A 20,883-nucleotide genomic window follows, 5' to 3' on the forward strand; every position below is an offset into this window, starting at 1 on the left:
CACCATGGCTCACGACACCGCGCCCATGGCGGCGCCGACGGCACCTGCCGCACGCTGGCAGATGCCTGACACGCTGCTTATCCTGTTCACGCTGGCCGCCCTCGCGTGGGGCGCGACATGGCTGTTCACCCCCGGCAGTTTCGCCGTGGCGGGCGACCCGGCGCGGATCGTGCCGGGCAGCTATGCCGCCGCGAGCGGCCCGATGCCCGCCCCGGTGCTGGGCGATGCCGAGCGCACCGGCTTTCTCGACTTTCTGTTTGCCGGGCTCGTCACCGGCGATCGCAATTCGGCCACGGTCGGGTTGCTGGCCTTCATCATCATGCTCGGCGGGGTGTTCGGCATGGTGATGCGCACCGGCGCGATCGACGCAGCTCTGGGGGCGGCGCTGCGCGGCGGGCGGGCGCACAGCGAAACGCTGGTTGTCTCGCTGTTCGTCGCCTTCTCGCTCGCCGGGGCGGTGTTCGGCCTGTCGGAGGAGGCGATCGCCCTCACCCTGCTGCTCGCCCCGGTGCTGAACCGAGCCGGCTATGACGCGATCACCACCATGCTGGTGTGTTACGGCGCAAGCCAGATCGGCTTTGCGACGAGCTGGATGAACCCCTTCAGCGTCATCATCGCGCAGAGCATCGCCGGCCTTGCGCCGATGTCCGGGCTGGAGCTGCGCGCGTGCCTGTGGATCGGGTACACGGTGCTGGGCGCCCTGTTCACCTGGCGCTATGCCCGCAGCGTGCGCATGGGTGGGCGCGCAAGGACCGGGGGAGCCGAACAGGCTGCCGCCACCGCCATCCCGCAGTTTGCGACGGCGCATCTGATGGTGCTTGTCACGGTTCTCGCCGGGGTCGCCTGGGTCGCCTGGGGCGTGACCATGCGCGGCTACTACCTTCCGGAAATCGCTGCGCAATTCTTCGCCGTCGGCATCGTGACGGCGCTCATCGCGCGCTTCGGCGGGCTTGCCGAGGGGGGCTTTGCCGCGATGATGGACGCCTTCCGCGATGGCGCCGCGCAATTGCTCCCGGCGGCGCTGGTGGTGGGCGCAGCCAAGGGGATCATTCTGATCCTCGGTGGAGACGATCCTTCGCGCAGTTCGCTGCTCAACAGCCTGCTCGAGATGCTCGGGGGACTGACGGCGGCCATGCCCGAATGGCTGACCGCGTGGACCATGTACATGGTGCAGAGCGTCTTCAACTTCTTCGTCGCCTCGGGTTCGGGACAGGCGAGCATCACCATGCCGGTGATGGCCCCGCTGGCCGACATTGCGGGCGTGTCGCGCCAGACAGCGGTGCTGGCCTTCCAGCTCGGCGACGGGCTCACCAACCTGGTGATCCCGACTTCGGCGGTGCTGATCGCCTGCCTTGCCACGGCGCGGGTCAGCTACGGCACGTGGCTCGCCTTCATCTGGAAACCGTTTCTCGGCCTTGTGGGCCTGTCGAGTGTGGTGATGGTCGCGGCCCACCTGGGAGGATATTGATGCGCGGACAAGTGCGGAAACTCGTCGCGGGCATGGCCCTGCTGGCCTGCGCGGCAAGCGCGCGGGCCGAAGGCGGCACGCTGGTGATCGTCGGCGGGGGTCTTTCGGACGACAATGCCGCGGTCCTCACCGCACTGCTCGATGCGCGTCCCGCAGATGCACCGCGGATCGCGATCATCCCCGCCGCCTCGGGCGAGCCGCAGGCCTCAGCCGACGCCTTTGCCGCGACCTTGCAGCGCCACGGTGCCAAGGGCGAGGATATCGTCACCATCCCGCTCGCGCTGGGCGACGATCCCGGCACGCCCGACGTCGATGAAAGCACGTGGCGCGACAACGCAGCGGATGCGGATGCCATCGCCGCGATCGAAGGCGCGGGTGCGATCTGGTTCACCGGCGGCGATCAGTCGCGGATCACCTCGCTCCTGCTGACGCGCAAGGGGGAAGACACGCCCATGCTGGCGGCGATCCGGCGGCGGCTGGCGGCAGGTGCGGTGGTCGGCGGCACCTCGGCGGGTGCGGCGATCATGAGCGGCGCAATGATCACGCAGGGCGACAGCCTCGGCGCGCTGATCGGCGAGGAGGCGGGCGAACCGCTCGGCCTTGCGCGCGGGCTCGGCTTTCTGCCGGGGGCGCTGGTCGACCAGCATTTCGGCGAGCGTGCCCGGCTCGGGCGGCTGGCGGTGGCCCTGACCGATGAACGCCAGCCATTCCGCATGGGCCTTGGCATCGACGAGGACACCGCGATCATCGTCAAGCCTGCCGCAGGCAGCGCGCAGGTCGCCGGGAGCGGCTATGTCACGCTGCTCGATGCCCGCACCGCGCGCCGCACGGCGGGCAAGCGCACCGGGATCGCGGCGCTGGCGCTGGGCCTTGCGGGGCCGGGCGATCGCATCGAGCTGGCCGATCTGCGGATTGTCCCTGCCCCGTTCCGCAAGCTCACCATAGGCCGCGAATACGTTGATCGCCCGCTGCCCGATGGTGGGGGCATGGCCTATGGCGCGCAGGATCTGGCGACTGTCGCCGGCGAAGGACTGATCGACAATGCCGCGGCCAAGGCGGTGGAACGCCATTCCTTTGCCGGCACCAGGGGCGTTACCTACCGCTTCGTCCAGTCCGCTTCGACCCGCGGCTGGTGGGGGCGCGACGGCGATTCCCGCGCGCACTACACCATCGACGGCGTGGCTTTTGCCATTGCGCCCATCACCGTTGAAATCAGGAAGGTCACCGATTGATGTCCCTTTCCCACGTCATCGCACTCCATGGCGGGGCCGGCGTCAATCCGGCGCGCGACTATCGTGAGGTCGAGATCCATCTGGGCGAACTGGTGCGCGAATGCGAGGCCCGGCTGGCAGGCGGCGCAAGTGCGCTCGACACCGTCGAACACGCCGTCGCGGCGATGGAGGATAGCGGGCTCTATGTCGCCGGACGCGGCTCGGCCCCCAATGATGCGGGCGAGGTCGAATGCGATGCGGCGATCATGGACGGGGCGCGGTTCCAGGCCGGGGGCGTGTGCGCCGCGGTTGGCATTGCCCAGCCGGTGAGGGCAGCGCGCGCGGTGCTCGAACACACCCCGCATGTGCTGATCGCAGGTGCGGGCGCGCGTCGGCTCGCCGAGGCGCGCGGCCTCGCGCTCGTCACCGACAGTGCAAGCCATTACCGCTTGCCGGTCGGGGTCGAGCCCGAGGAATTGCTGCGCCTCGACGCGGGGCTTTCGCATGGAACCGTCGGGGCCGTGGCGATGGACCGCGAGGGCCGGCTGGCGGCCGCGACGTCGACCGGTGGCCTGTTCGGTAAGCATGCCGGTCGGGTGGGCGACACGCCCTTGACCGGGATCGGCAACTGGGCCGACGATCAGCTCGCGGTCAGCTGCACCGGGATCGGGGAGGCCTTCATCTATGCCGGCGGCGCACGCGAGATTGCCGGACGCATGGCCTATGGCGGCGCAAGCCTCGATGAGGCCTGCCACGCCATGCTCGCCAGCGTCGCCCGCCATCACGGCGATGGCGGGGTTATCGCCATCGACCGGAGCGGTGCGGTGACGATGGCGTTCAATTCACCCGGCATGAAGCGTGCGGTGGCCGGTGCGGGCCGCCCGCCCGTGGTGGCGATCTGCGGTTCGCGGGAAAGAGCCTAGAGCGGCTGTTTCAGGGCGACGGTGAAATCCTGCCCGGTGCCGCGTGCAATCAGCGCGCAGCCCGGAGCCGTTGCCAGCATCAGGGTTCCGGCATCGCTTCGTGCCGCGTTCCGGATGCTGGCGAGCCGGTCGATCGGAGCAAACAACGTCGGCCCCGCGTCGAAGATATCGACATAGCCGCCATCCTCGAACCCTTCCTTCAGCAGCATGGCGCGTGCGGGCAGGGAATTGTCGTGCGGGCGGCCGATCACCTGCTGCGCGGCGAGGGGCAGCAGATCGACATAGATCGGGTGACGCGGGAGCAGTTCGGTCACGAACAGATTGCCATGCACGGCATTGGCATGGTCGGCATCGTGAAACGCGCCGCCAAAGAAATGCCGGCCGACCGCATCCCAGAATGGCGAGACGCCATTGTCCGTCCAGCCGCGCAGATCAGCGATGATGCGCTCGCCAAACCGGACGCGATGCTGGCTGATGAACAGATAGCGACTGCGTCCCAGAAGACCGCCAAACCCGCCGGAGCGCGCTTCGGGATGAAGAAACAGCCCGCCCACTTCGGCGCAACCGTCGAAATCGTTGACCAGATGCAGCACCCATGCCGAATGGCGATGGCCGCGCGATCGGGAGACATGTGTCTCGCGACTCTGGCGAAAGCTGAAGAAGGGCAGGTCGGCGCCGATGCAGGAATGCACACTCGCGGTACCCATGATCCGGCCTGAGCCGCGTTCCTCGAGGACAAACAGGTAGAACTCGTCCACCGGCGCGTCGATCCGGGCGGCGCAGGATTTCTCGCTGGCGGCAATCTTCGCCGTCATGGCGCCCTCGTGCTGGGGCAGATTGGTCATGCCGCCCCCGGTCAGGGCGGCAAGATCGAGCAATGAGCCAAGATCATCGGCCCTCGCCATGCGCACACGGCAGCGCATCTCACACTTCTCCGGGGTTGAAAGAGAGGGCTTCGAGCAAATGCGCGCGCGCGGCGCGGCAGGCATGCCACAGATCGCCGCTTCCCAGATCGTGCGGCTGGATCCGTTCGGGCCACCAGCGCTCCACCACGCGGGCCAGCACATCGCACTTTGCCTCGTCGACGATGAAGCGTTGATCGACAGCGGCCAGAGCGCGGTCAACGAGCGCCACCCGCAGTCGCAGGCAGGCCGGGCCGCCGCCGTTGCGCATGGATTCGCGCACTTCGATCACTTCGATCGAGGAAATCGGGTTCGGCCCCGCGACGATCTCCTGCAACCACGCCCACACACGCGCATTCTCGCGGCTTTCGCTCGGCACGACCAGCGCCATGCTGCCATCGGGCAGGGTGACCAGCTGGCAATTGAACAGATAGGACGAGATCGCATCGTCAAGGCTGACCCTGTCTGCGGGTGCCTCGAGGATGGTGAGGCCGGGCACGCGCTGCGCCAGGGTTGAAAAGACGGCGTCGCGATCGGCAAATGCCTGTTCATGACAGAACAGCACATGTTCGTTGGCGACGGCCACGACATCATTGTGGAACGCGCCTGCAGCGATGGCGGCATCGGCCTGCCGGACATGCAATTGCCCTTCCGGCTCGAGTCCGTGCCGGCGGGCAACCGCGCGCCCTGCAGCCTCGCTCTGCCGCGCCGGAAACGGGCCTTGCCCTGCTCGGCCGTAGACAAAGACCTCGGTCGACTTGTCGGCATGGGACGCGCCAAGCCGCATGAAGTTTGCCGCGCCTTCATCGCCCAGCCGCGCGGGCAGGGCCGGATGGACCGTGAAGTAGCGTTCGTCCGCGAAAGCGATGCGCAGCTGCCGTTCGGTCTGGGCCGGTTCGGTGCTGCGATGGAGCATGGTCGAGAGATTGGCGACCGAGAGATGGACCTTGCCATCCTGCGTATCGGCAGCAGGCGAAACGGTTGCGGCATTGGCGGTCCACATCGCCGATGCCGACATGGCATTGGCAAGCAGCGCAGGCTCTTCCTTCCAGGCGGCCGCCAGCACCGCATCGTCACTGCCTGAAAAGCCGAGCGCTCGCAGCCATCCGGCATTGGGCCGCTCGTGCGGCAGGAGCATCCCCTGCACCAGGCCCAGCCCGATCATCCGGCGCATCTTGGCGATGCCTTGCAGCGCGGCTTCGCGCGGTCTGGACACGCCGCCCCGGTTCGACGCCGAAGCGATGTTGCCGAGCGACAGGCCCGCGTAATTGTGGCTCGGGCCGACAAGGCCGTCGAAGTTTACTTCGCGCACCGGATGTCTCCTAGGCTGCAGCGGCAAGGCCGGGAATGCTTGCCGTCATGTCTTCGACCTTCGGTGCTTCGAAGCTCGCGACCGGGTAGGCACAGTAATCGGCGGCGTAATAGGCGCTGGGGCGATGATTGCCCGATGCGCCGAGCCCGCCGAACGGCATGGAACCGGCCGCGCCCGTTGTCGGTCGGTTCCAGTTGAGCACCCCGCAGCGGGCGCGGGCGGCATAATGCTCCCACTTGGCGGGATCATTCGAGACCAGCCCGCCCGCGAGGCCGAACCGGGTGGCGTTGGCGGCGTCGATCGCCGCCTTGAAGTCGGGCACGCGGATGACCTGCAACACAGGGCCGAAGATCTCCTCGTCCGGCACCGCGACGCCGGTGACATCGAAGATCGCGGGCGCCAGAAAGGCCATGCTACGGCCTGCCACCGGTGCAAGCGGCATGATCGTGCGCGCCCCCGAGGCGACCAGCCGCTGCGCTGCCAGCTGCGTCCGCGCGGCAGCGGCAACCGACACGAGCGGCCCCATGCTCGGCTCGGGCTGCTCGTCCCACGCGCCGATCGTCAAGCGGCGCGACAGGCTGGCGGTGGCCTTGACGACCTCGTCGCCCCACGCGTTGTCGGGAAGGATCAGGCGGCGTGCGCAGGTGCAGCGCTGGCCGGCCGAGATGAAGGCCGATTGCACCACGATCGAAGCAACCGCCGCAGGCTCCCCGTCCCACGCGATCAGCGGATTATTGCCGCCAAGCTCGAGCGCAAGGATCACCTCGGGGCGATCGACCAGCTGCCGGCGCAGCACCGCGCCGGTCGCGGCCGAGCCGGTGAACAGCAACCCCTGAATGCGTGCATCCGCCAGCGCCATCCCGGTTTCCTTGCCGCCCTGCACGACCTCGAGCACCCCTTCCGGCAGGCTCGCCTCGGCCCAGCAATCGGCCATCAGCGCGCCCACCATCGGCGTTTCTTCCGACGGCTTGAACACGATCGTGTCGCCGGCCAGCAAGGCCGGGACGATATGGCCGTTGGGCAGGTGTCCGGGGAAGTTATAGGGCCCGAAAACCGCCATCACGCCGTGGGCGCGGTGGCGCAGAACGGCGCGGCCAAAGGCCATTTCGCGGGCGGCCTCGCCAGCGCGTTCGGCCTGCGCGGCAATCGAGAGTTCGATCTTGCCGCGCATGGCTAGGACTTCCTGCTGCGCTTCCCACAGCGGTTTGCCGCTCTCCTGCGCGATCGCCCGCGCCAGTTCCTCGCCGCGCTGTTCCAGCACGGCTTCGAAGGCCCGGGCAATGGCAATGCGGTCGCTGACGGGGCGGGTTGACCAGCCTGCGAAGGCCTCGGCGGCGCGCTCGACAGCCGCCTTGACGGCCCGCGCGCCCGTCACCGGGCCTTCCCAGACCACCGCGCCGGTGGCCGGGCAGGTGGATTGCAGCATGGTCACGCCATCACCTCCTCGCCCGCTTGCTTCGCCATGGCGCGCACGGTTCGCTCGCAGCTTGCCTCGAGGCGGGCGAGCACCTCGCGGGCATCATCCTCGCGCAGCTTGAGGGCAGGCAGCAGCCGGACGATGTTGTCGCCGCCGGCGGCCAGCAACAGGTGCTCGCCGCGTGCTGCGGCGATGAATTCGCGGTTGTTGGTGTGCAGCCCGATACCGACCAGCAGGCCCTTGCCGCGCACATCGCGGATGACCTGCGGATAGGCCTTGCCGAGCTTTTCCACCCCGGCGCGCAACTGGGCGGAACATTCGCGCGCATTGGCGAGCAGGGCGGGGCTGGAAATCTCGTCAAAGGCGGCATTGGCGACCGCCATCGCAAGCGGATTCCCGCCATAGGTCGAGCCATGGCTGCCCGGGTTCATCCCCGAGGCGGCGGCGCGGGTCGCGAGGCAGGCCGACACGGGAAAGCCCGACCCCAGCGCCTTGGCCAGCGCCATGATATCGGGCTCGCAGCCATCGAACCACTGGTGCGCGAACAATCGCCCGGTGCGGCCCATCCCGCACTGCACCTCGTCATAGATCAGCATAACGCCATGCCGGGTGCACAATTGCCGCAGGCGGCGCAGTGTCGCCTCGTCCAGCGCATGGGCGCCGCCTTCGCCCTGCACCGGCTCGACAATCACGGCCGCGGTCGTCGGGGCGGCAATTGCTGCGGCGATCCCCGCTTCATCCGCCAGAGCGAGGTGACGGAAACCGGGCATGGCAGGCCCGAAGCCGTCGAGATAGGCCGGATTGCCCGATGCGTTGAGCGCGTCATAGGTGCGGCCATGGAAGGAGCCGTGAAAGCCGATGATGTCCACGCGCTCGGCCGCTCCGGCTGCGGCATGGTGGCGGCGTGCGACCTTGATCGCCGTCTCGACCGCTTCGGTGCCGGTGTTGGCGAAGAACACGCAATCGGCAAAGCTGGCATCGACCAGCTTCTGCGCCAGAACCTGCTGTCCTTCGATCTGCATGCCGTTTGCGACATGCCACAGCCGGTTGGCCTGCCGCGTGATCGCTGCGACCAGCGCGGGGTGGCAATGGCCCAGCGCATTGGTGGCGACGCCGCCCACGCAATCGAGCCATGCGGTTCCTTCGGCATCGTACAGCCAACTGCCCTTGCCGCTCACCGGAGTGATGTTTGCGGGGGCATAGACCGGCATGATCGGATTATTCATGGCAAAACCTCTTGATGCGAATAACGCATTTGATGAGGGTTTCGCTTGGCAACGAGAAACGAGTTGTGCTCACCTGTTAATGAGAAAACGGAATATGGATCGCGCGACGTCGGCACCCGTCGGCGTGCAGTCAGCGCTCGGTCCGGGCCTCCTCCAGCAGCCAGTCCCGAAAGATCGTGAGGCTTGGCGACAGCGGCTGGCCTTCGGGCACGACGAAGTAATAGCCATGTTCGGCGGCGAGGGTTTCGGCCAAGGGCGAAACCAGCGTGCCTGCGGCAAGTTCGGGCCCGATCAGGAATTTGGGTATCAGCGCGGCACCGGCGCCCGCTGCCGCAGCCTGGGCAAGCATCAGGAAATGTTCGAATGACGCGCTGGGCGCGGGCGGTTCCTGATCGACCCCGGCGCGATCGAGGAAGATCTTCCACGCGCTGCGCCTCTCCGCCTGCACCAGCAGAGGCCATTCGAGCAGATCGGCCACCTTCGCAATCGGCTGTCGACGCAACCGGTCGGGCGCACAGACCAGAATCGATTCCTCGTGGAACAGCAGTTCAGGCGCGCCGCCCGGCCAGTCGATGTCACCAAAGTGGATGGCGCCGTCAAAGGCTTCGTGGGCGAAGCTGAAGGGAAACGTCCGGGCCGAGAAATTGACGATGATATCGGGATGGCGCGCGGTCAGGCGCGGCAGGCGCGGCGCAAGCCAGCGCATGCCGAAGCTGGGCAGGGTGGCGATGTTGAGTTCCTTGTCGGACCGTCCGGAAATGGCCGCCGCCGTGGCCGCGCGGATCTGCTCCAGCGCCGGACCGATCGCCTTCAGATAGGCCTCGCCCTCACGGCTCAGTTCGACCCGGCGGCCGTTGCGGTCGAACAGGCGCAATTGCAGCCAGTCCTCCAGATGGGCGATCTGACGGCTGACCGCGCTTTGCGTCAGACCCATTTCCTGACCCGCGCGCGAGAAGCTGTCGTGCCGTGCGGCGGCGACGAAACTGGCGAGGGCACCGATCGGCGGCAGCAGGCGGCGACGATTATCGGTCATTCTGTTTCCTCATCAATTGATGAAAGGCTTGCGTTTGCCTTTCTAGCCGAACCGGAGATCATGGAGCCATAAATTTCGGTGATTGCAGCACTGCATCCGGGATCTGGAAGAGCCGGGCCGATAGGGCCGCAAATGAGGGTTTTGCATTATGTATCATCAGATGCCAGCAGTTGCAGAGGCTCGGCCGCAGACCGCTGCCGCGCCATATTCCGCCGGGATTTTCAGCGGCCCGGTGTTCGAGATGGCGCGTCGCCAGTTCGATCGTGTGGCCGACCATTTGCATATGGCCGCCGATGAGCGCGAACGCATCTTCATGCCCAAACGGGCGATTTCGGTTTCCTGCCCGATCCATCGTGACGACGGCTCCGTCGCGGTGTTCACCGGCTATCGAGTGCAGCACCATCTCACCCTCGGGCCGACCAAGGGCGGCACCCGGTTTGCGTCGACGGTCGATGTCGGCGAGGTCGGGGCGCTGGCGATCTGGATGAGCTGGAAATGCGCGCTGCTGGGCCTGCCCTATGGTGGCGGCAAGGGCGGTGTGACGGTTGATCCCTTCAGCCTGTCGTCACGCGAGCTTGAAGCACTCTCGCGCCGCTACATGCAGGAAATGATCCCGTTTGTCGGCCCGCAGATCGACGTCATGGCGCCCGACATGGGCACCGACGAGCGGGTCATGGCGTGGTTCATGGACACCTATTCGATGTATCAGGGCAGCACGGTGACCGAGATAGTCACCGGCAAGCCGGTCGAATGCGGCGGCACGGTGGGACGGCGCGAAGCGACCGGGCGCGGCGTGGCCTATTGTGTCCGCCGGGCCATGGAGCACATGAAGATCGCCCCGCAGCATGCCACCGCGATCATCCAGGGCTTCGGCAATGTCGGCTCGGTCACGGCGCAGGAACTGGCGCTGCAGGGGGTGCGGATCGTGGGTGTGAGCGACCATACCGCCGCCTATTACGATGCCGGCGGGCTCGATGTGGAGGCGCTGCTCGAGCATGTCCGCGAGCACCGCGTGCTGCGCGGCTATTCACAGGAAAGCCTGTGCGATCCTGACGAGCTTCTGACCCGGCCGTGCGACATTCTCGTGCCTGCGGCGATGGAGCGGGCGATCACGGCAAACAATGCGGCCCACCTCAAATGCCGCATTCTGGCGGAAGGCGCCAATGGCCCAACCACACCCGAGGCCGATCGCATCCTTGCCGAACGCGGCGAGGACCTGTTCATCATCCCGGACATCCTGTGCAACGCGGGCGGCGTGGTGGTCAGCTATTTCGAGTGGGTGCAGGACCTGCAACGCTATTTCTGGGGCCATGCCGAAGTGCGCGAGAAGCTCGAACAGAGCCTGGAACGCGCGTTCCAGCGGGTCATTGCGCGCGCCGGGCGCGACCGGATCTCGCATCGCGATGCCGCCCTGGCGCTGGGGGTCGAGACTGTCCGCCACGCCAAGCAGACGCGCGGGCTGTTCCCCTGACCGCATGGCAGGGGGGGCTGCCTCGCCAATCTCCTGTCCGGTCGCCGACGGCTTGCCGACAGTTCAGCGGATGGTGGCCGACCCGGCGGGATCGGCGTCACATCCCGCGCGGCATCATCACCTTGTTGCAGGTCATCGGCGCCATGCGGCCAACGGTCCACATGGCCTCGTCGCCCTTGCTCCAGTGTCCGTCGTCAGAACATTTGGCGCAGCTAGCGGCGTAAATTAGCGGAGTGCGGACCTCGTCTTTTGTTGGGTTTTAGGCGGCGAGCTTGCGGTGTTGCAAGCGCCGATGTTCAATGGTGTGTCGCTTGATCCTTTCGCGCTGTTTAATGATGGCTGGTGCCCTGCCGAAGTATGCGTCTGCGGGCGTTACGTTGCACAGCGCTTGGTGGTAGCGCTGGTTGTTGTAGTGCTCGACGAACGCTTCGATCTGGCCTTCGAGGTCGCCGGGCAGGAAGTAGTTTTCCAGCAGGATGCGGTTTTTCAGGTCTGGCGCCAGCGCTCGATCTTCCCCTGGGTCTGGGGATGCATCGGAGCGCCGCAGACATGGCTCATCTTGTTGGCCTCGATGTATTCCGCCAGTTCGCCGGCGATGTAGCTGGGACCATTGTCGCTGAGCAGCCGGGGCTTGTGCAGCACCGTGGCACTGTCACAGCCGGACGCCGCCAACGCAAGGTCCAGTGTGTCGGTGTGAAGCGTCCCGGGTTTTCCGGAGGCTCCTATTTGTGAGAAGGAGCCACAATGAGTGCTACGAGGAACAAGTTTTCGCCTGAGTTTCGCGACCGTGCGGTGCGGATGGTGGACGAGCATCGGGGGGATCGCCCCTCGGAGTGGGCGGCGATGAGTTCGATTGCTGCCAAGGTTGGCTGCACGACCGAGACGCTGCGCCGCTGGTGTCGCGAGGAGGCGAGCCGACGAGCGGGACCAGCGGCGCAGGCCGCAAGCGAACGCGATCGGGTCAAGGCGCTGGAGCGCGAGGTGAAGGAACTTCGCCGGGCCAACGAGATCCTGCGCAAGGCCTCGGCATATTTTGCTCAGGCGGAGCTCGACCGCCACGGCAAATGGTGATGTCGTTTATCGATACGCACCGCGAGGAACTGGGTATCGAGCCGATCTGCCGCGAGTTGGCGATCGCCCCGTCCTCATATCACGAGCATGCTGCCCGGCTTGCCGATCCCGACAGGCGACCGGCACGTGCCCGCCGCGACGACGAGCTGCGCAAGGCCATCAAGCGTGTCCACGATGCCAGCTTTGGCCTCTACGGCACGCGCAAGGTTTGGCATCAGCTGCGCCGCGAAGGCGTGGCAGTCGCCAAGTGCACCGTGGAGCGGCTGATGCGCACCATGGGCCTGGCAGGCGTGCGGCGAGGCAAGACAACGGTCACCACCGTCAGCAACCCGAAGACGCCATGCCCGCTGGACAAGGTCAACCGGGAGTTCCGCGTCAGCCGGCCGAACGCTCTGTGGGTGGTCGATTTTACCTACGTCCACACCTGGGCAGGGTTCGTCTTTGTTGCCTTTGTGATCGATGCCTACGCGCGGCGCATAGTGGGCTGGAAGGTCAGCACCAGCGCCACCGCGAACTTCGTGCTCGATGCCCTGGAGCAGGCGATCCATGCACGCAGGCCAGGCCCCGAGGACGGGCTGATCCATCACAGTGACAGGGGCACCCAATACCTTGCCATGAACTACACCCAGCGCTTGGCAGAGGCCAACCTCGTTCCGTCCGTGGGCAGCGTTGGTGACAGCTATGACAATGCCCTGGCCGAGACGATCAACGGTCTCTACAAAGCCGAAGTAATCTGGCGGCAGCGATCCCGGCCGAGCGTATCGGCCGTGGAAATGGCAACCCTGCGCTGGGTCGATTGGTTCAACAATCACCGCCTGTTCGGGCCCATCGGGCACATCCCGCCCGCCGAGGCCGAAGCGAACTACTATGCAGGCGGAAGAGGCATCACATTCGGGCTATTTTTCAAATTAATCTCAGATATTTAGCTAGTTCGGTCTCACCAAAAAGCCCGCCGAAGGCCCGCAAATGGCGCTTAATGTACTGGTTTGATGCCTTTTTAGGGACTCAGGGCTGAATTTTCGGCTTCCAAAGCTGGCTGGGATCGATGTCCGCTTTGCGCCCCAATCTCGGCCATTCGACGTTCTGTGATCGCTGCCCGATAGCTGCCTTTCGAACGCGCGGACGATGCCACGGCACCATCCGCACTTGCAACAATTTGAGCTTTGCATTAATCCGCCGGGCCCGGTCGCGCCGGGTGGCTCAACCCAGCACCTATCCCCGGGACAACCTTTAAGACCGGCATTCTGGCCGCACAAAGTGATCGCAGCTGAGCGATGCTTCCCTGCACGGGACGGGCGCCTGAGCGGCTGGAACTCGCCGCTGTTCGATGGCCTACCCGTCACCATCGTCATGGCAGAAGCGGAAGGCGAAGCGCAGCGCGAGAAGCTGGCCAGAACACAAGCGGTATTCGCCTCGGATCATCCTGCCACTTTCATTGATTTCTTGCTTTAAAGGCTCGCCACATTCAAAGTTCGCGCCCCGCATGCTCCCTTCGGGTGTCCGCCAGAGTACCTGCCCGAGGTAGACCTTGTGGCGCAATCAGTATGGTCACAACTTTACAGGGTGAGTTTCGAGAAGGAAGCGCTGTACTGCGTCGCCGAACGCATCGTTCTCGTCGCCCGCAACCATATGCGACGCACCAGCGATATCGCTGAATTTTGCATGGGGAACCAGTTTCCGGAATTCAGCGGCGCCTTCGGGAGAAACAAGGTCGCTAGATCCACCGCGCACGAGATGGACCGGGAGCGACAGCGCCGACGCAGCCTGAACAAGCTCGGTCGACCCGGCGGAAGCGTCGTCGGTAATGGTGCGTCGGCGCGTAACGTTCTCGACGAATGCCGGATCCCAGTGCCAATAATACCGCCCGTCCCGTGCCTTTCGAAGGTAACTCTTCAATCCCGAGGAACTTTGCCGTCTCTCGCGGTGCGGCAGATATGCTGCGATTGAAGCGGAAGCGTGCTCGGGCGATTCGAACCCTTCTCGGGCGTGCTGCGCCATGAAGCCGAGGACCCGCGCGACCCCGTTCGCTTCCATTTGCGGCGTAATGTCTACGAGGGTTAGCGAGGCGAACGTGCCGGGCGCGATCGTGCCCTCGGCCACAAGGCCCGCCAATCCTCCCAGCGACGCACCAATCAGCGCCGGATTGCGCTCGAAACTCTGCGCAACTGCAACGAGATCCCGACCGAAATCGTGCACATCATAAGAGCCGGTCGGGGACCAAGGACTTTCACCATGCCCTCTGAGATCGAGGGCAATCGCCCGGTATCCAGCCCGGCCCAGGCGACCGGCGACTTTTCTCCAGGCGCGCCGTGTCTGTCCGCCTCCATGAGCCAGAAGCACAGGGAAACCGTTAGCCGGTCCGAATGTACTTGCTACAAGCGTCAGGCCGTCGGCACCAGGAAGCAACAGGCGATCCTCGTTCACGAGCGCGGCCTCCGGGCAAGAAAGAAGAATGCCAGCGCCGCCAAGGCGCAGCCAATGGCTGCAATTATCGATAGGTCTGTCAGAATAGCTGCCGACACGATGAGCGCTGCCGCGATCAGGTCGCTGGAACGCATGGGCGCCACACCTGTCGACTTTTCCAGTCGCGCAAGATCCTGAGGATCCAACCGGATCGGCAGCTGTCCGCGGCGAGCGATCGACGCCAGGTTCTCGACGATCTCCGGGGTGCCGAGAAGCGCGCGTATCAGCGTCGATGCTGTCCGCCGGGCATTTCCGCGCAAGTTTGCCAGGCTGGCGCGCTCCATCAGCAGTTGTTTGCCGATCGGAGCAAGTTCGGATGTTATGTCGAAGCGCGGGTCAAGACGGCGTACGAACCCCTCGGCGGTGAGCAGCGTGCGCAGCATCAAGGCGAGGTCGCCGGGTAGGGCCAGTTGGTAAGTCCGCAGAAGCTCGAATACATCGGCGAAAATGCCAGACAGGTCGATCTGGTCGAGAAGCGTGTTGCGAAACTTGCCGACCAATTGATTAAGCGATGCCTTCAGCGCCTCACGATCGACCGCCGGATTGCCTGCCCACTGAAGGAGAACGTCGACCAGATCGTCGATATCTTCTCCGGCGATCGCCAGTGACAGGCGCACCAGTTCGTCCCGCCGCTCTGGCAGCAGAGTGCCCACCGCGCCAAAGTCGATGAATACCAAGGTCCCGTCGGGGCGGATCAGCACATTGCCCGGATGCGGATCGGCGTGGAAGCGACCGTTGAAGATTATCATGCTCAGCACCGCGCGTGCATAGCCGCGCGCGACGGACGTAAAATCCACGCCGGCGTCCCTCAGTGTGGCCAAGTCGGTCGCCGGGATCGCGTCGACCCGCTCCTGGACATTGAGACTGCGCCCGCTCACCTCGTTGTCGAAGTGGGCTGTCTCGATCCCGAACCGTGCAAGATAGCTGCCGATCTCCGCACTCGCGCGTGCTTCAGCACCCAGATCCATCTCACGATCGAGGCTTTCGGCGAAGAACCGCAACAGCTCATCGGGCCTCTGTCTTTCGACAAGGGGACTGGCGCGTTGTGCCAATCGGGCAATGCGCCGCAGTAAACGCATGTCGGCATCCACGACGCTTTCGATCTCTGGCCGCCGGATCTTGACGATGACCGCAACGCCGTCGCTCCGTATTCCTGCGTGCACCTGCGCTATAGAGCCGGCCGCGATCGGCTCCCGATCCAACTCACGGAAATACTGACCGGAGTCTTCCCCGAGCGCCTGGGCAAGCGGAGCCTCGATACGCTCGAACGGTACGCCCGGAACGCGATCGTGCAACTGCGAAAGCGCCGCCGTCCAATCCGGCCCCAAGAGATCGCTTCGCATCGCGAGGATCTGGCCAAGCTTGGTCGCGACCGGTCCCAGTTCGCGCAGTGCCTCGACCAGGGCTTCCGGGCGCGTCGGATGTGTATTGGTTTGAGATCGGGCTGATCCCAACGCGGAAACGATGCCGCCCAGCCCGTGGCGGCCGAGTATTGCTATGACCTGCGCAAGCCGCTTCCGGTCACTCATGCGCGAAGGCGTCACGTCTGCCATCAGAGAGCATCGCGCCTTACGTTTTCGCTGACCATCTCCAGAAGCGAGTGCAAGCTACTCTTCTGTTGCGGCGTCATTCCGCTCCATATCCTCAGGTGGGTCGCGTCTGCCGCCCGTCTGAGGTCAGGGAGTATTTCCTCAACCCGTCTGGTCAGGCCGAGGCTCCACGACCGCCCGTCTGTCGGGTCACGGCGGCGCTCGATGAAGCCTTTCTGAGTCAAGGCGGTGACCGCGAGGCCAATGGTCGCGGATTCAAGTTCGAGACGCCTGGCGAGGTCGGTCTGGTTCAGGGCAGGATCTTTGATGAGCTGCGCCAGCACGCGCCACTGCGTACGATTGAGGCCCAGCGGCTGTGCTCGGTCATCGAATGCCTTGCGCGCGGCGCGGCTGATCTCGTCCATCATGAAGATCGCTCGATCATCGTCGGTGATGACATCGTCGAGTGCGAGAGTGTCCTCGTCTTCCGTCATAAGGGGGTTCTATCGGTCGGGAAAAAATAGTAAAGGACTTTCGTATTTTGTTTTGACCGCTATATCGCTCGCGCAACGGCTCAAACGATGGCGAGGAGCGTAATTACCATGGCGGACGAGACAGCAGGCATTACCGATGAAGGCGCACGTCCGAAGGGGTTGTCCAGTCCGCGGGTCCGGCTGGGCCTGCTGATCGTCGGCATTCTGGTGCTGCTCGCCGGGGGCTACTGGTATTACAATTATCAGACGTACGGCCGATTCCAGCAGTCCACCGACAACGCTTATATCGCCGCCGACAGCGTCATCATCTCCCCCAAAATTGCCGGTTACGTCGAGCGCGTACTGGTGACGGAGAATCAACCGGTCGCGTCGGGCGATGCACTTGTCCAGCTGGATGTGCGGGATTATCGCGCCCAGACGAACCAGGTCGAAGCCCAGATTGCCGCGTCGCTCGCCGGAGCAGATACAGTTCGCGCACAACAGCGAGAGCAGGATGCGGCTATCGAGCAGGCCCGCGCACAACTCGCCGCCGCATCCTCGCAGGCCGGTCTGGCTGCGGAGCAGGTTGCGCGTTATCGCCCCTTGCCGCTTCGGGAGCGGAGCCGCGCGAGAGGCTCGACCAGCAGGCCCAGTCCAGAGAAGCGCAGGCCCAGGTCGCGGCGGCGCGCGCCGCGCTCACGGCTGCACAGCGGCGGCGAGGCACGCTTGGCGAGCAAATAGACCAGGCCAATTCGCAGGCCAACGCAGCTCGTGCGCAACTTGACGCCGCCCGCCTGAACCTGTCGTCGACCACGCTCCGGGCCAGCATTTCCGGGCGGGTGGGTGACCTCACGGTCCGACCTGGACAATTTGTTCAGCCCGGCCAGCGGCTGATGAGCGTGGTTCCCACCGACCGCCTCTATGTGACTGCGAATTTCAAAGAAACGCAACTTGGTCTCGTTCGCCCCGGGCAACCCGTCACCCTGGAAATCGACGCGCTGCCGGACCTCAAGTTATCGGGAAGAGTGGAAAGCATTGCTCCCGGGACCGGGGCAGAATTCTCGATCCTGCCTCCGCAAAACGCGACGGGTAATTTCACCAAGATCGTTCAGCGCGTCCCGGTCCGCATATCCATTCAGGCTTCTTCCGAAGTCCTGCGTCTGCTGGTGCCGGGCATGTCCGTTGTCGCCAGCGTTGATACCCGCGGCGCCAGAGACGAACTCGATTCGATCCGCAACGCGGCTAGAGACTGACCGATGGCAGGTGCCTCTGCTGCGGTTGCTCCGCCGGTCGAGAAGGCCGATGCCACGGCCTGGATCGCCGTAGCCGCCGGTGCACTCGGCGCGATGCTGGCAACGCTCGACATCTCGATCGTCAATTCCGCGCTGCCGACGATACAGGGAGAAATCGGCGCGACCGGAACCGAGGGCACGTGGATTGCGACAGCTTTCCTTGTAGCCGAAATCATCATCATCCCTCTGAGTGCATGGCTGGAAAGACTGCTCGGCCTTCGAACTCTGCTCATCGTCGCCGTTTCCGCATTTACGGCCTTTTCGGTGTTGTGCGGCATTGCCACCGATTTGACGACCATGATCATCGGCCGCACCGGTCAAGGATTCATGGGAGGCGCGCTGATTCCAACCGCCATGACCATCGTGGCGAAGCGGCTGCCTCCATCGCAGCAACCCATCGGAATGGCCCTGTTCGGGATGACGGTGGTCCTTGGTCCGGTCATGGGGCCGCTCGTCGGGGGCTGGCTTACGGAGAACCTTAGCTGGCACTACGCCTTCTTCGTCAACGTGCCCGTCTGCGCCTTGCTCCTGGCTCTGCTCTTCATCGGGCTGCCCCACGAAAAACCTGACTGGGTCTATCTGCGCGAGGCGGACTGGGCAGGCATCGTAGGCATGATCCTTGGTCTGGGGGGGCTGACCGTCGTTCTGGAAGAGGGTCACCGCGAGGAATGGTTCGAATCCACCCTGATCGTGCAGCTCACGTTGATGACGATCGTCGGCTTCGCGCTTCTGACTTACGGACAGCTGTATGCGCGCAAGCCAGTGCTCAAATTGCGCCTGATGCTCAGCAGGCAGTTTGCCAGCGTCGTGGTCATGGCGCTGGCACTCGGCATGGTCATGTATGGCTCGACCTACGTGATCCCGCAATTCCTTGCGATAATCTCCGACTACAATGCCTTGCAGACTGGGTTTGTAATCTTCTGGATGGGTGTTCCGGCCTTCCTGCTGATGCCTGTGCTGCCCTTCATGATACGAAGGACTCACATCCGGATTGCGGTCGGCGTGGGCATGTTCATCATGGCGCTAAGCTGCTTCGTCAGCATCAATCTGACAGCGGCATCGGGAGGTGGAGTGTTCACCGAAAGCCAATTCCTGCGAGGCATCGGCATGATCCTCACGATGATGTTCCTCAATCAGGCGACGGTAGCTTCGGTTGCCAAGGAGGATGCCGGCGATGCTTCCGGGATTTTCAACGCTGCGCGAAACCTCGGCGGTTCGTTCGCGCTCGCGGGGCTTGCCTCGTTCCAGGATCAGCGCCTGTGGCATCATAGTCGGCGCATGGAAGAAACCCTCAACGCCAACAGCCCCCGGCTACAGGAATACCTGGGCGGCATGACGGCGTCGCTGGGCAGCCCACAGGCCGCGCTGGAGATGCTTTCTGGCATCATTCAGCGCGATGCGTTCGTAATGACCTACAACGATGTGTTTTTCGCCATGGGCGCGATTACCCTGGCCACCGTGCCGCTGGTACTGTTCCTCAAGCCTCTCCCGAAGAACGTATCCCTTTCGATGCACTGAGAACTCTATGCGCAAGACCCTAACTCTCCTCGCTCCCATGGCGCTTCTCACGGGTTGCATGTCCGGTCCCGACTATGCCGGTCCCCCGCAACTTGCGAACGCCGCAAGCGACGCGTTCGTACGGGCCGGCCCCGAAATCGATCCGTCAGCGCCGATTGCCGGCGACTGGTGGACGCTTCTCGGCGATCCGGTCCTCAATGATCTGGAAGCACGCGCGCTGGCCGGCAATCCGGGCGTGGCCGCGGCGCGCGCTCGCATCGAACAGGCAAGGGCTTCCGTCCGCCAGGAGCGCGCCAACCGGCTGCCCGCCGTGGCTGCGCAGGCGACTGCGATCCAGGCGAAGATTCCAGGTCTGGATATCGGCAGCGGCCCGCCCGCGGGATCGCCCGCCGCTCCTGCAGACACCGAAGAGCAGGACAGCCTCAGCGTTTACAACGTCGGGCTCAATGCAAACTGGGAGATCGATTTCGCAGGGGGGCAGGCACGGCGTGTCGAGACGGTCAACGCTCAGGCTGCGGCCTCGGTGGCGAACGCCGAGGATGCGAAAGTTCAGCTCGCCGCTGAAGTCGCGCGGGCTTATGTGAGCCTGCGGGAAGCGCAGGGGCGGCTCGAGCTCGTCCAGCGCGAGCGTGAGTTGCAGCAGCAAACTCTCGAATTGACCTATCAGCGCTATACGCAGGGCGCTCTCGCGCTATTCCCGGTCGGCAACGCGAACGCCGAGCTCGAATTGCTCAACTCGCAGATCGCGGAAGCGCAAGCGGACATCGATGTGTTCAAGGACACGCTCGCGGTGCTTACGGGCGAAGCGCCCGGCGCACTCGACGGGCTCCTGGCGGCTCAGGCCGAAATCCCACTTCCCCCCGAACGGGTCGCGGTGGGTGATCCCGCCGCGCTGATAGCGCGGCGGCCGGATGTTCGTGCCGCGGAACGAACGCTCGCGGCGGCGAATGCGCGCATCGGAGTGGCGGAGGCCGCTCGCTTCCCCAAGCTTTCATTCATGGGCATACTCGGTTTGGGCGGATCGCAGCCGGATGACATCTTTGATCTCGGCAATCTGTCAGCGATCGCCTTGCCGAGGCTACAGTGGAACCTGCTTGATTTCAGCCGCACGGCAGCATCGATCGAGCAGGCCGAGAGTGCGCGCGACGAGGCCGAAGCACGCTATGTTGAAGTGGTCCTCGGCGCACTGCGCGATGCCGAACAATCGCTTGCCCGGTTCGGGCAGCAACGAGCCAACGTAGCCGCGCTGGCGCAAATCAGTCGACAGGCCGACACAGCTGCGGAGCTTAACGAGCTACGTCGCGCAGCGGGGGTTATATCGCAGGGCGAACTCAACACTTCGATCCGCCAGCGCGAACAGGCCAGAGCAAATCTCGATCGGGCGATCGCCGCCATGACAAATGGCTGGATCGCGATCCAGAAGTCCTTGGGATTGGGATGGACCGACTCATAAACGCGCCGCCGTCGGCTTGGGATCAAAAGGGGATAGTCCGAACAGGATGATGGAGTACACACCAATGTCCTATAATGCAGGACATCGACCTAAAGCGGACATTCCGCAATCGGCCCAGAAG

At 64.8% G+C, this 20,883-nt stretch carries 16 protein-coding genes, 2 pseudogenes and 2 other annotated features; of the genes and pseudogenes, 9 read left to right on the forward strand and 9 right to left on the reverse strand.

What is annotated here, in order from left to right; all coding sequences use genetic code 11:
* The first annotated feature begins 4 nt into the window (after positions 1-4).
* The 3 genes from yfcC to E2E27_RS04555 are packed head-to-tail and all read left to right on the forward strand — an operon-like array spanning position 5 to position 3,602.
* Complete coding sequence (yfcC, locus tag E2E27_RS04545) at positions 5-1,468, forward strand: putative basic amino acid antiporter YfcC (protein ID WP_234036184.1); 1,464 nt, start codon at positions 5-7, stop codon at positions 1,466-1,468.
* Positions 1,468-2,700 (forward strand): cyanophycinase, encoded by a 1,233-nt coding sequence (locus E2E27_RS04550; protein ID WP_141457897.1) that lies wholly within the window; start codon positions 1,468-1,470, stop codon positions 2,698-2,700. Before yfcC ends, E2E27_RS04550 begins: the two co-directional genes overlap by 1 nt.
* Positions 2,700-3,602, forward strand: coding sequence for an isoaspartyl peptidase/L-asparaginase family protein (locus tag E2E27_RS04555; RefSeq protein WP_141457898.1), 903 nt, complete (start codon positions 2,700-2,702; stop codon positions 3,600-3,602). The genes E2E27_RS04550 and E2E27_RS04555 overlap by 1 nt, the downstream gene beginning before the upstream one ends.
* Here E2E27_RS04555 and E2E27_RS04560 read toward each other — a convergent pair.
* The 5 genes from E2E27_RS04560 to E2E27_RS04580 form a co-directional block, all read right to left on the reverse strand.
* Entirely contained in the window at positions 3,599-4,591 is a 993-nt protein-coding gene (locus tag E2E27_RS04560) for an arginine N-succinyltransferase (RefSeq protein WP_353653642.1), read from the reverse strand. The genes E2E27_RS04555 and E2E27_RS04560 overlap by 4 nt on opposite strands.
* Complete coding sequence (locus tag E2E27_RS04565; RefSeq protein WP_141457900.1) at positions 4,527-5,816, reverse strand: N-succinylarginine dihydrolase; 1,290 nt, start codon at positions 5,814-5,816, stop codon at positions 4,527-4,529. The genes E2E27_RS04560 and E2E27_RS04565 overlap by 65 nt, the downstream gene beginning before the upstream one ends.
* A gap of 10 nt (positions 5,817-5,826) precedes the next feature.
* Positions 5,827-7,242, reverse strand: a complete 1,416-nt coding sequence (gene astD, locus E2E27_RS04570; RefSeq protein ID WP_234036293.1) for a succinylglutamate-semialdehyde dehydrogenase — start codon at positions 7,240-7,242, stop codon at positions 5,827-5,829.
* A 2-nt stretch (positions 7,243-7,244) separates the two neighbouring features.
* Positions 7,245-8,459, reverse strand: a complete 1,215-nt coding sequence (locus E2E27_RS04575; protein ID WP_141457902.1) for an aspartate aminotransferase family protein — start codon at positions 8,457-8,459, stop codon at positions 7,245-7,247.
* A 130-nt stretch (positions 8,460-8,589) separates the two neighbouring features.
* Complete coding sequence (locus E2E27_RS04580; protein WP_141457903.1) at positions 8,590-9,492, reverse strand: LysR substrate-binding domain-containing protein; 903 nt, start codon at positions 9,490-9,492, stop codon at positions 8,590-8,592.
* Positions 9,493-9,652: 160 nt separating this feature from the next.
* Here E2E27_RS04580 and E2E27_RS04585 point away from each other — a divergent pair, with 160 nt between their 5' ends.
* Complete coding sequence (locus tag E2E27_RS04585) at positions 9,653-10,963, forward strand: Glu/Leu/Phe/Val family dehydrogenase (RefSeq protein ID WP_141457904.1); 1,311 nt, start codon at positions 9,653-9,655, stop codon at positions 10,961-10,963.
* A 259-nt stretch (positions 10,964-11,222) separates the two neighbouring features.
* On the opposite strand, the pseudogene E2E27_RS04590 reads toward E2E27_RS04585, so the two are convergent.
* Positions 11,223-11,656, reverse strand: a pseudogene (locus E2E27_RS04590) (integrase core domain-containing protein); the annotation flags it as partial.
* Positions 11,657-11,707: 51 nt separating this feature from the next.
* On the opposite strand from E2E27_RS04590, the gene E2E27_RS04595 reads away from it, so the two are divergent.
* Positions 11,708-12,960 (forward strand): IS3 family transposase gene (locus tag E2E27_RS04595; protein WP_141457905.1). Its coding sequence is split into 2 segments (ribosomal slippage): positions 11,708-11,996 and positions 11,996-12,960, totalling 1,254 coding nucleotides; the frame shifts between segments, so codons are not numbered across the junction.
* Positions 11,989-12,103: a sequence feature (AL1L pseudoknot), on the forward strand. (Overlaps the previous gene by 115 nt.)
* A gap of 249 nt (positions 12,961-13,209) precedes the next feature.
* Positions 13,210-13,263, forward strand: a sequence feature (sul1 is cis-regulatory element that is thought to sense ions involved in sulfur or methionine metabolism; They are found in Alphaproteobacteria).
* A gap of 28 nt (positions 13,264-13,291) precedes the next feature.
* Positions 13,292-13,486 carry a hypothetical protein gene (locus E2E27_RS04600; RefSeq protein ID WP_141457906.1) on the forward strand — a complete coding sequence of 65 codons (195 nt, stop codon included), beginning with the start codon at positions 13,292-13,294 and terminating at the stop codon, positions 13,484-13,486.
* Positions 13,487-13,582: 96 nt separating this feature from the next.
* Here E2E27_RS04600 and E2E27_RS04605 read toward each other — a convergent pair whose 3' ends face one another.
* Genes E2E27_RS04605 through E2E27_RS04615 form a run of 3 tightly spaced genes read right to left on the reverse strand, consistent with a single transcriptional unit; the run spans position 13,583 to position 16,520 of the window.
* Positions 13,583-14,458, reverse strand: coding sequence for an alpha/beta fold hydrolase (locus E2E27_RS04605; protein WP_141457907.1), 876 nt, complete (start codon positions 14,456-14,458; stop codon positions 13,583-13,585).
* Positions 14,455-16,050, reverse strand: coding sequence for an ABC1 kinase family protein (locus E2E27_RS04610; protein ID WP_141457908.1), 1,596 nt, complete (start codon positions 16,048-16,050; stop codon positions 14,455-14,457). The genes E2E27_RS04605 and E2E27_RS04610 overlap by 4 nt, the downstream gene beginning before the upstream one ends.
* Positions 16,050-16,520: a MarR family winged helix-turn-helix transcriptional regulator gene (locus E2E27_RS04615; protein WP_141457909.1), complete on the reverse strand. Its 471-nt coding sequence runs from the start codon at positions 16,518-16,520 to the stop codon at positions 16,050-16,052. Before E2E27_RS04615 ends, E2E27_RS04610 begins: the two co-directional genes overlap by 1 nt.
* A gap of 87 nt (positions 16,521-16,607) precedes the next feature.
* Here E2E27_RS04615 and E2E27_RS04620 point away from each other — a divergent pair.
* The 3 genes and pseudogenes from E2E27_RS04620 (at position 16,608) to E2E27_RS04630 (ending at position 20,762) form a co-directional block, all read left to right on the forward strand.
* A pseudogene (locus E2E27_RS04620) lies at positions 16,608-17,752 on the forward strand (HlyD family secretion protein).
* Positions 17,753-17,755: 3 nt separating this feature from the next.
* A complete protein-coding gene (locus tag E2E27_RS04625) occupies positions 17,756-19,309 on the forward strand; it encodes a DHA2 family efflux MFS transporter permease subunit (protein ID WP_141457910.1) in 1,554 nt (517 codons plus the stop codon).
* Between the two features lie 37 nt (positions 19,310-19,346).
* A complete protein-coding gene (locus E2E27_RS04630) occupies positions 19,347-20,762 on the forward strand; it encodes an efflux transporter outer membrane subunit (protein WP_141457911.1) in 1,416 nt (471 codons plus the stop codon).
* Positions 20,763-20,883 lie beyond the last annotated feature (121 nt).

The organism is Porphyrobacter sp. YT40, assembly GCF_006542605.1.
GTDB lineage: Bacteria > Pseudomonadota > Alphaproteobacteria > Sphingomonadales > Sphingomonadaceae > Erythrobacter.

What these genes read in the sequence shown, in the direction of transcription:
- E2E27_RS04555 (WP_141457898.1), top strand. Translation starts at nt 2,700, where the DNA reads ATGTCCCTTTCCCACGTCATCGCACTCCATGGCGGGGCCGGCGTCAAT.
- E2E27_RS04575 (WP_141457902.1), bottom strand. Translation starts at nt 8,459, where the DNA reads ATGAATAATCCGATCATGCCGGTCTATGCCCCCGCAAACATCACTCCG.
- E2E27_RS04580 (WP_141457903.1), bottom strand. Translation starts at nt 9,492, where the DNA reads ATGACCGATAATCGTCGCCGCCTGCTGCCGCCGATCGGTGCCCTCGCC.
- E2E27_RS04625 (WP_141457910.1), top strand. Translation starts at nt 17,756, where the DNA reads ATGGCAGGTGCCTCTGCTGCGGTTGCTCCGCCGGTCGAGAAGGCCGAT.
- E2E27_RS04610 (WP_141457908.1), bottom strand. Translation starts at nt 16,050, where the DNA reads ATGGCAGACGTGACGCCTTCGCGCATGAGTGACCGGAAGCGGCTTGCG.
- E2E27_RS04550 (WP_141457897.1), top strand. Translation starts at nt 1,468, where the DNA reads ATGCGCGGACAAGTGCGGAAACTCGTCGCGGGCATGGCCCTGCTGGCC.
- E2E27_RS04615 (WP_141457909.1), bottom strand. Translation starts at nt 16,520, where the DNA reads ATGACGGAAGACGAGGACACTCTCGCACTCGACGATGTCATCACCGAC.
- E2E27_RS04630 (WP_141457911.1), top strand. Translation starts at nt 19,347, where the DNA reads ATGGCGCTTCTCACGGGTTGCATGTCCGGTCCCGACTATGCCGGTCCC.
- yfcC (WP_234036184.1), top strand. Translation starts at nt 5, where the DNA reads ATGGCTCACGACACCGCGCCCATGGCGGCGCCGACGGCACCTGCCGCA.
- astD (WP_234036293.1), bottom strand. Translation starts at nt 7,242, where the DNA reads ATGCTGCAATCCACCTGCCCGGCCACCGGCGCGGTGGTCTGGGAAGGC.
- E2E27_RS04585 (WP_141457904.1), top strand. Translation starts at nt 9,653, where the DNA reads ATGCCAGCAGTTGCAGAGGCTCGGCCGCAGACCGCTGCCGCGCCATAT.
- E2E27_RS04560 (WP_353653642.1), bottom strand. Translation starts at nt 4,591, where the DNA reads ATGCCTGCCGCGCCGCGCGCGCGCATTTGCTCGAAGCCCTCTCTTTCA.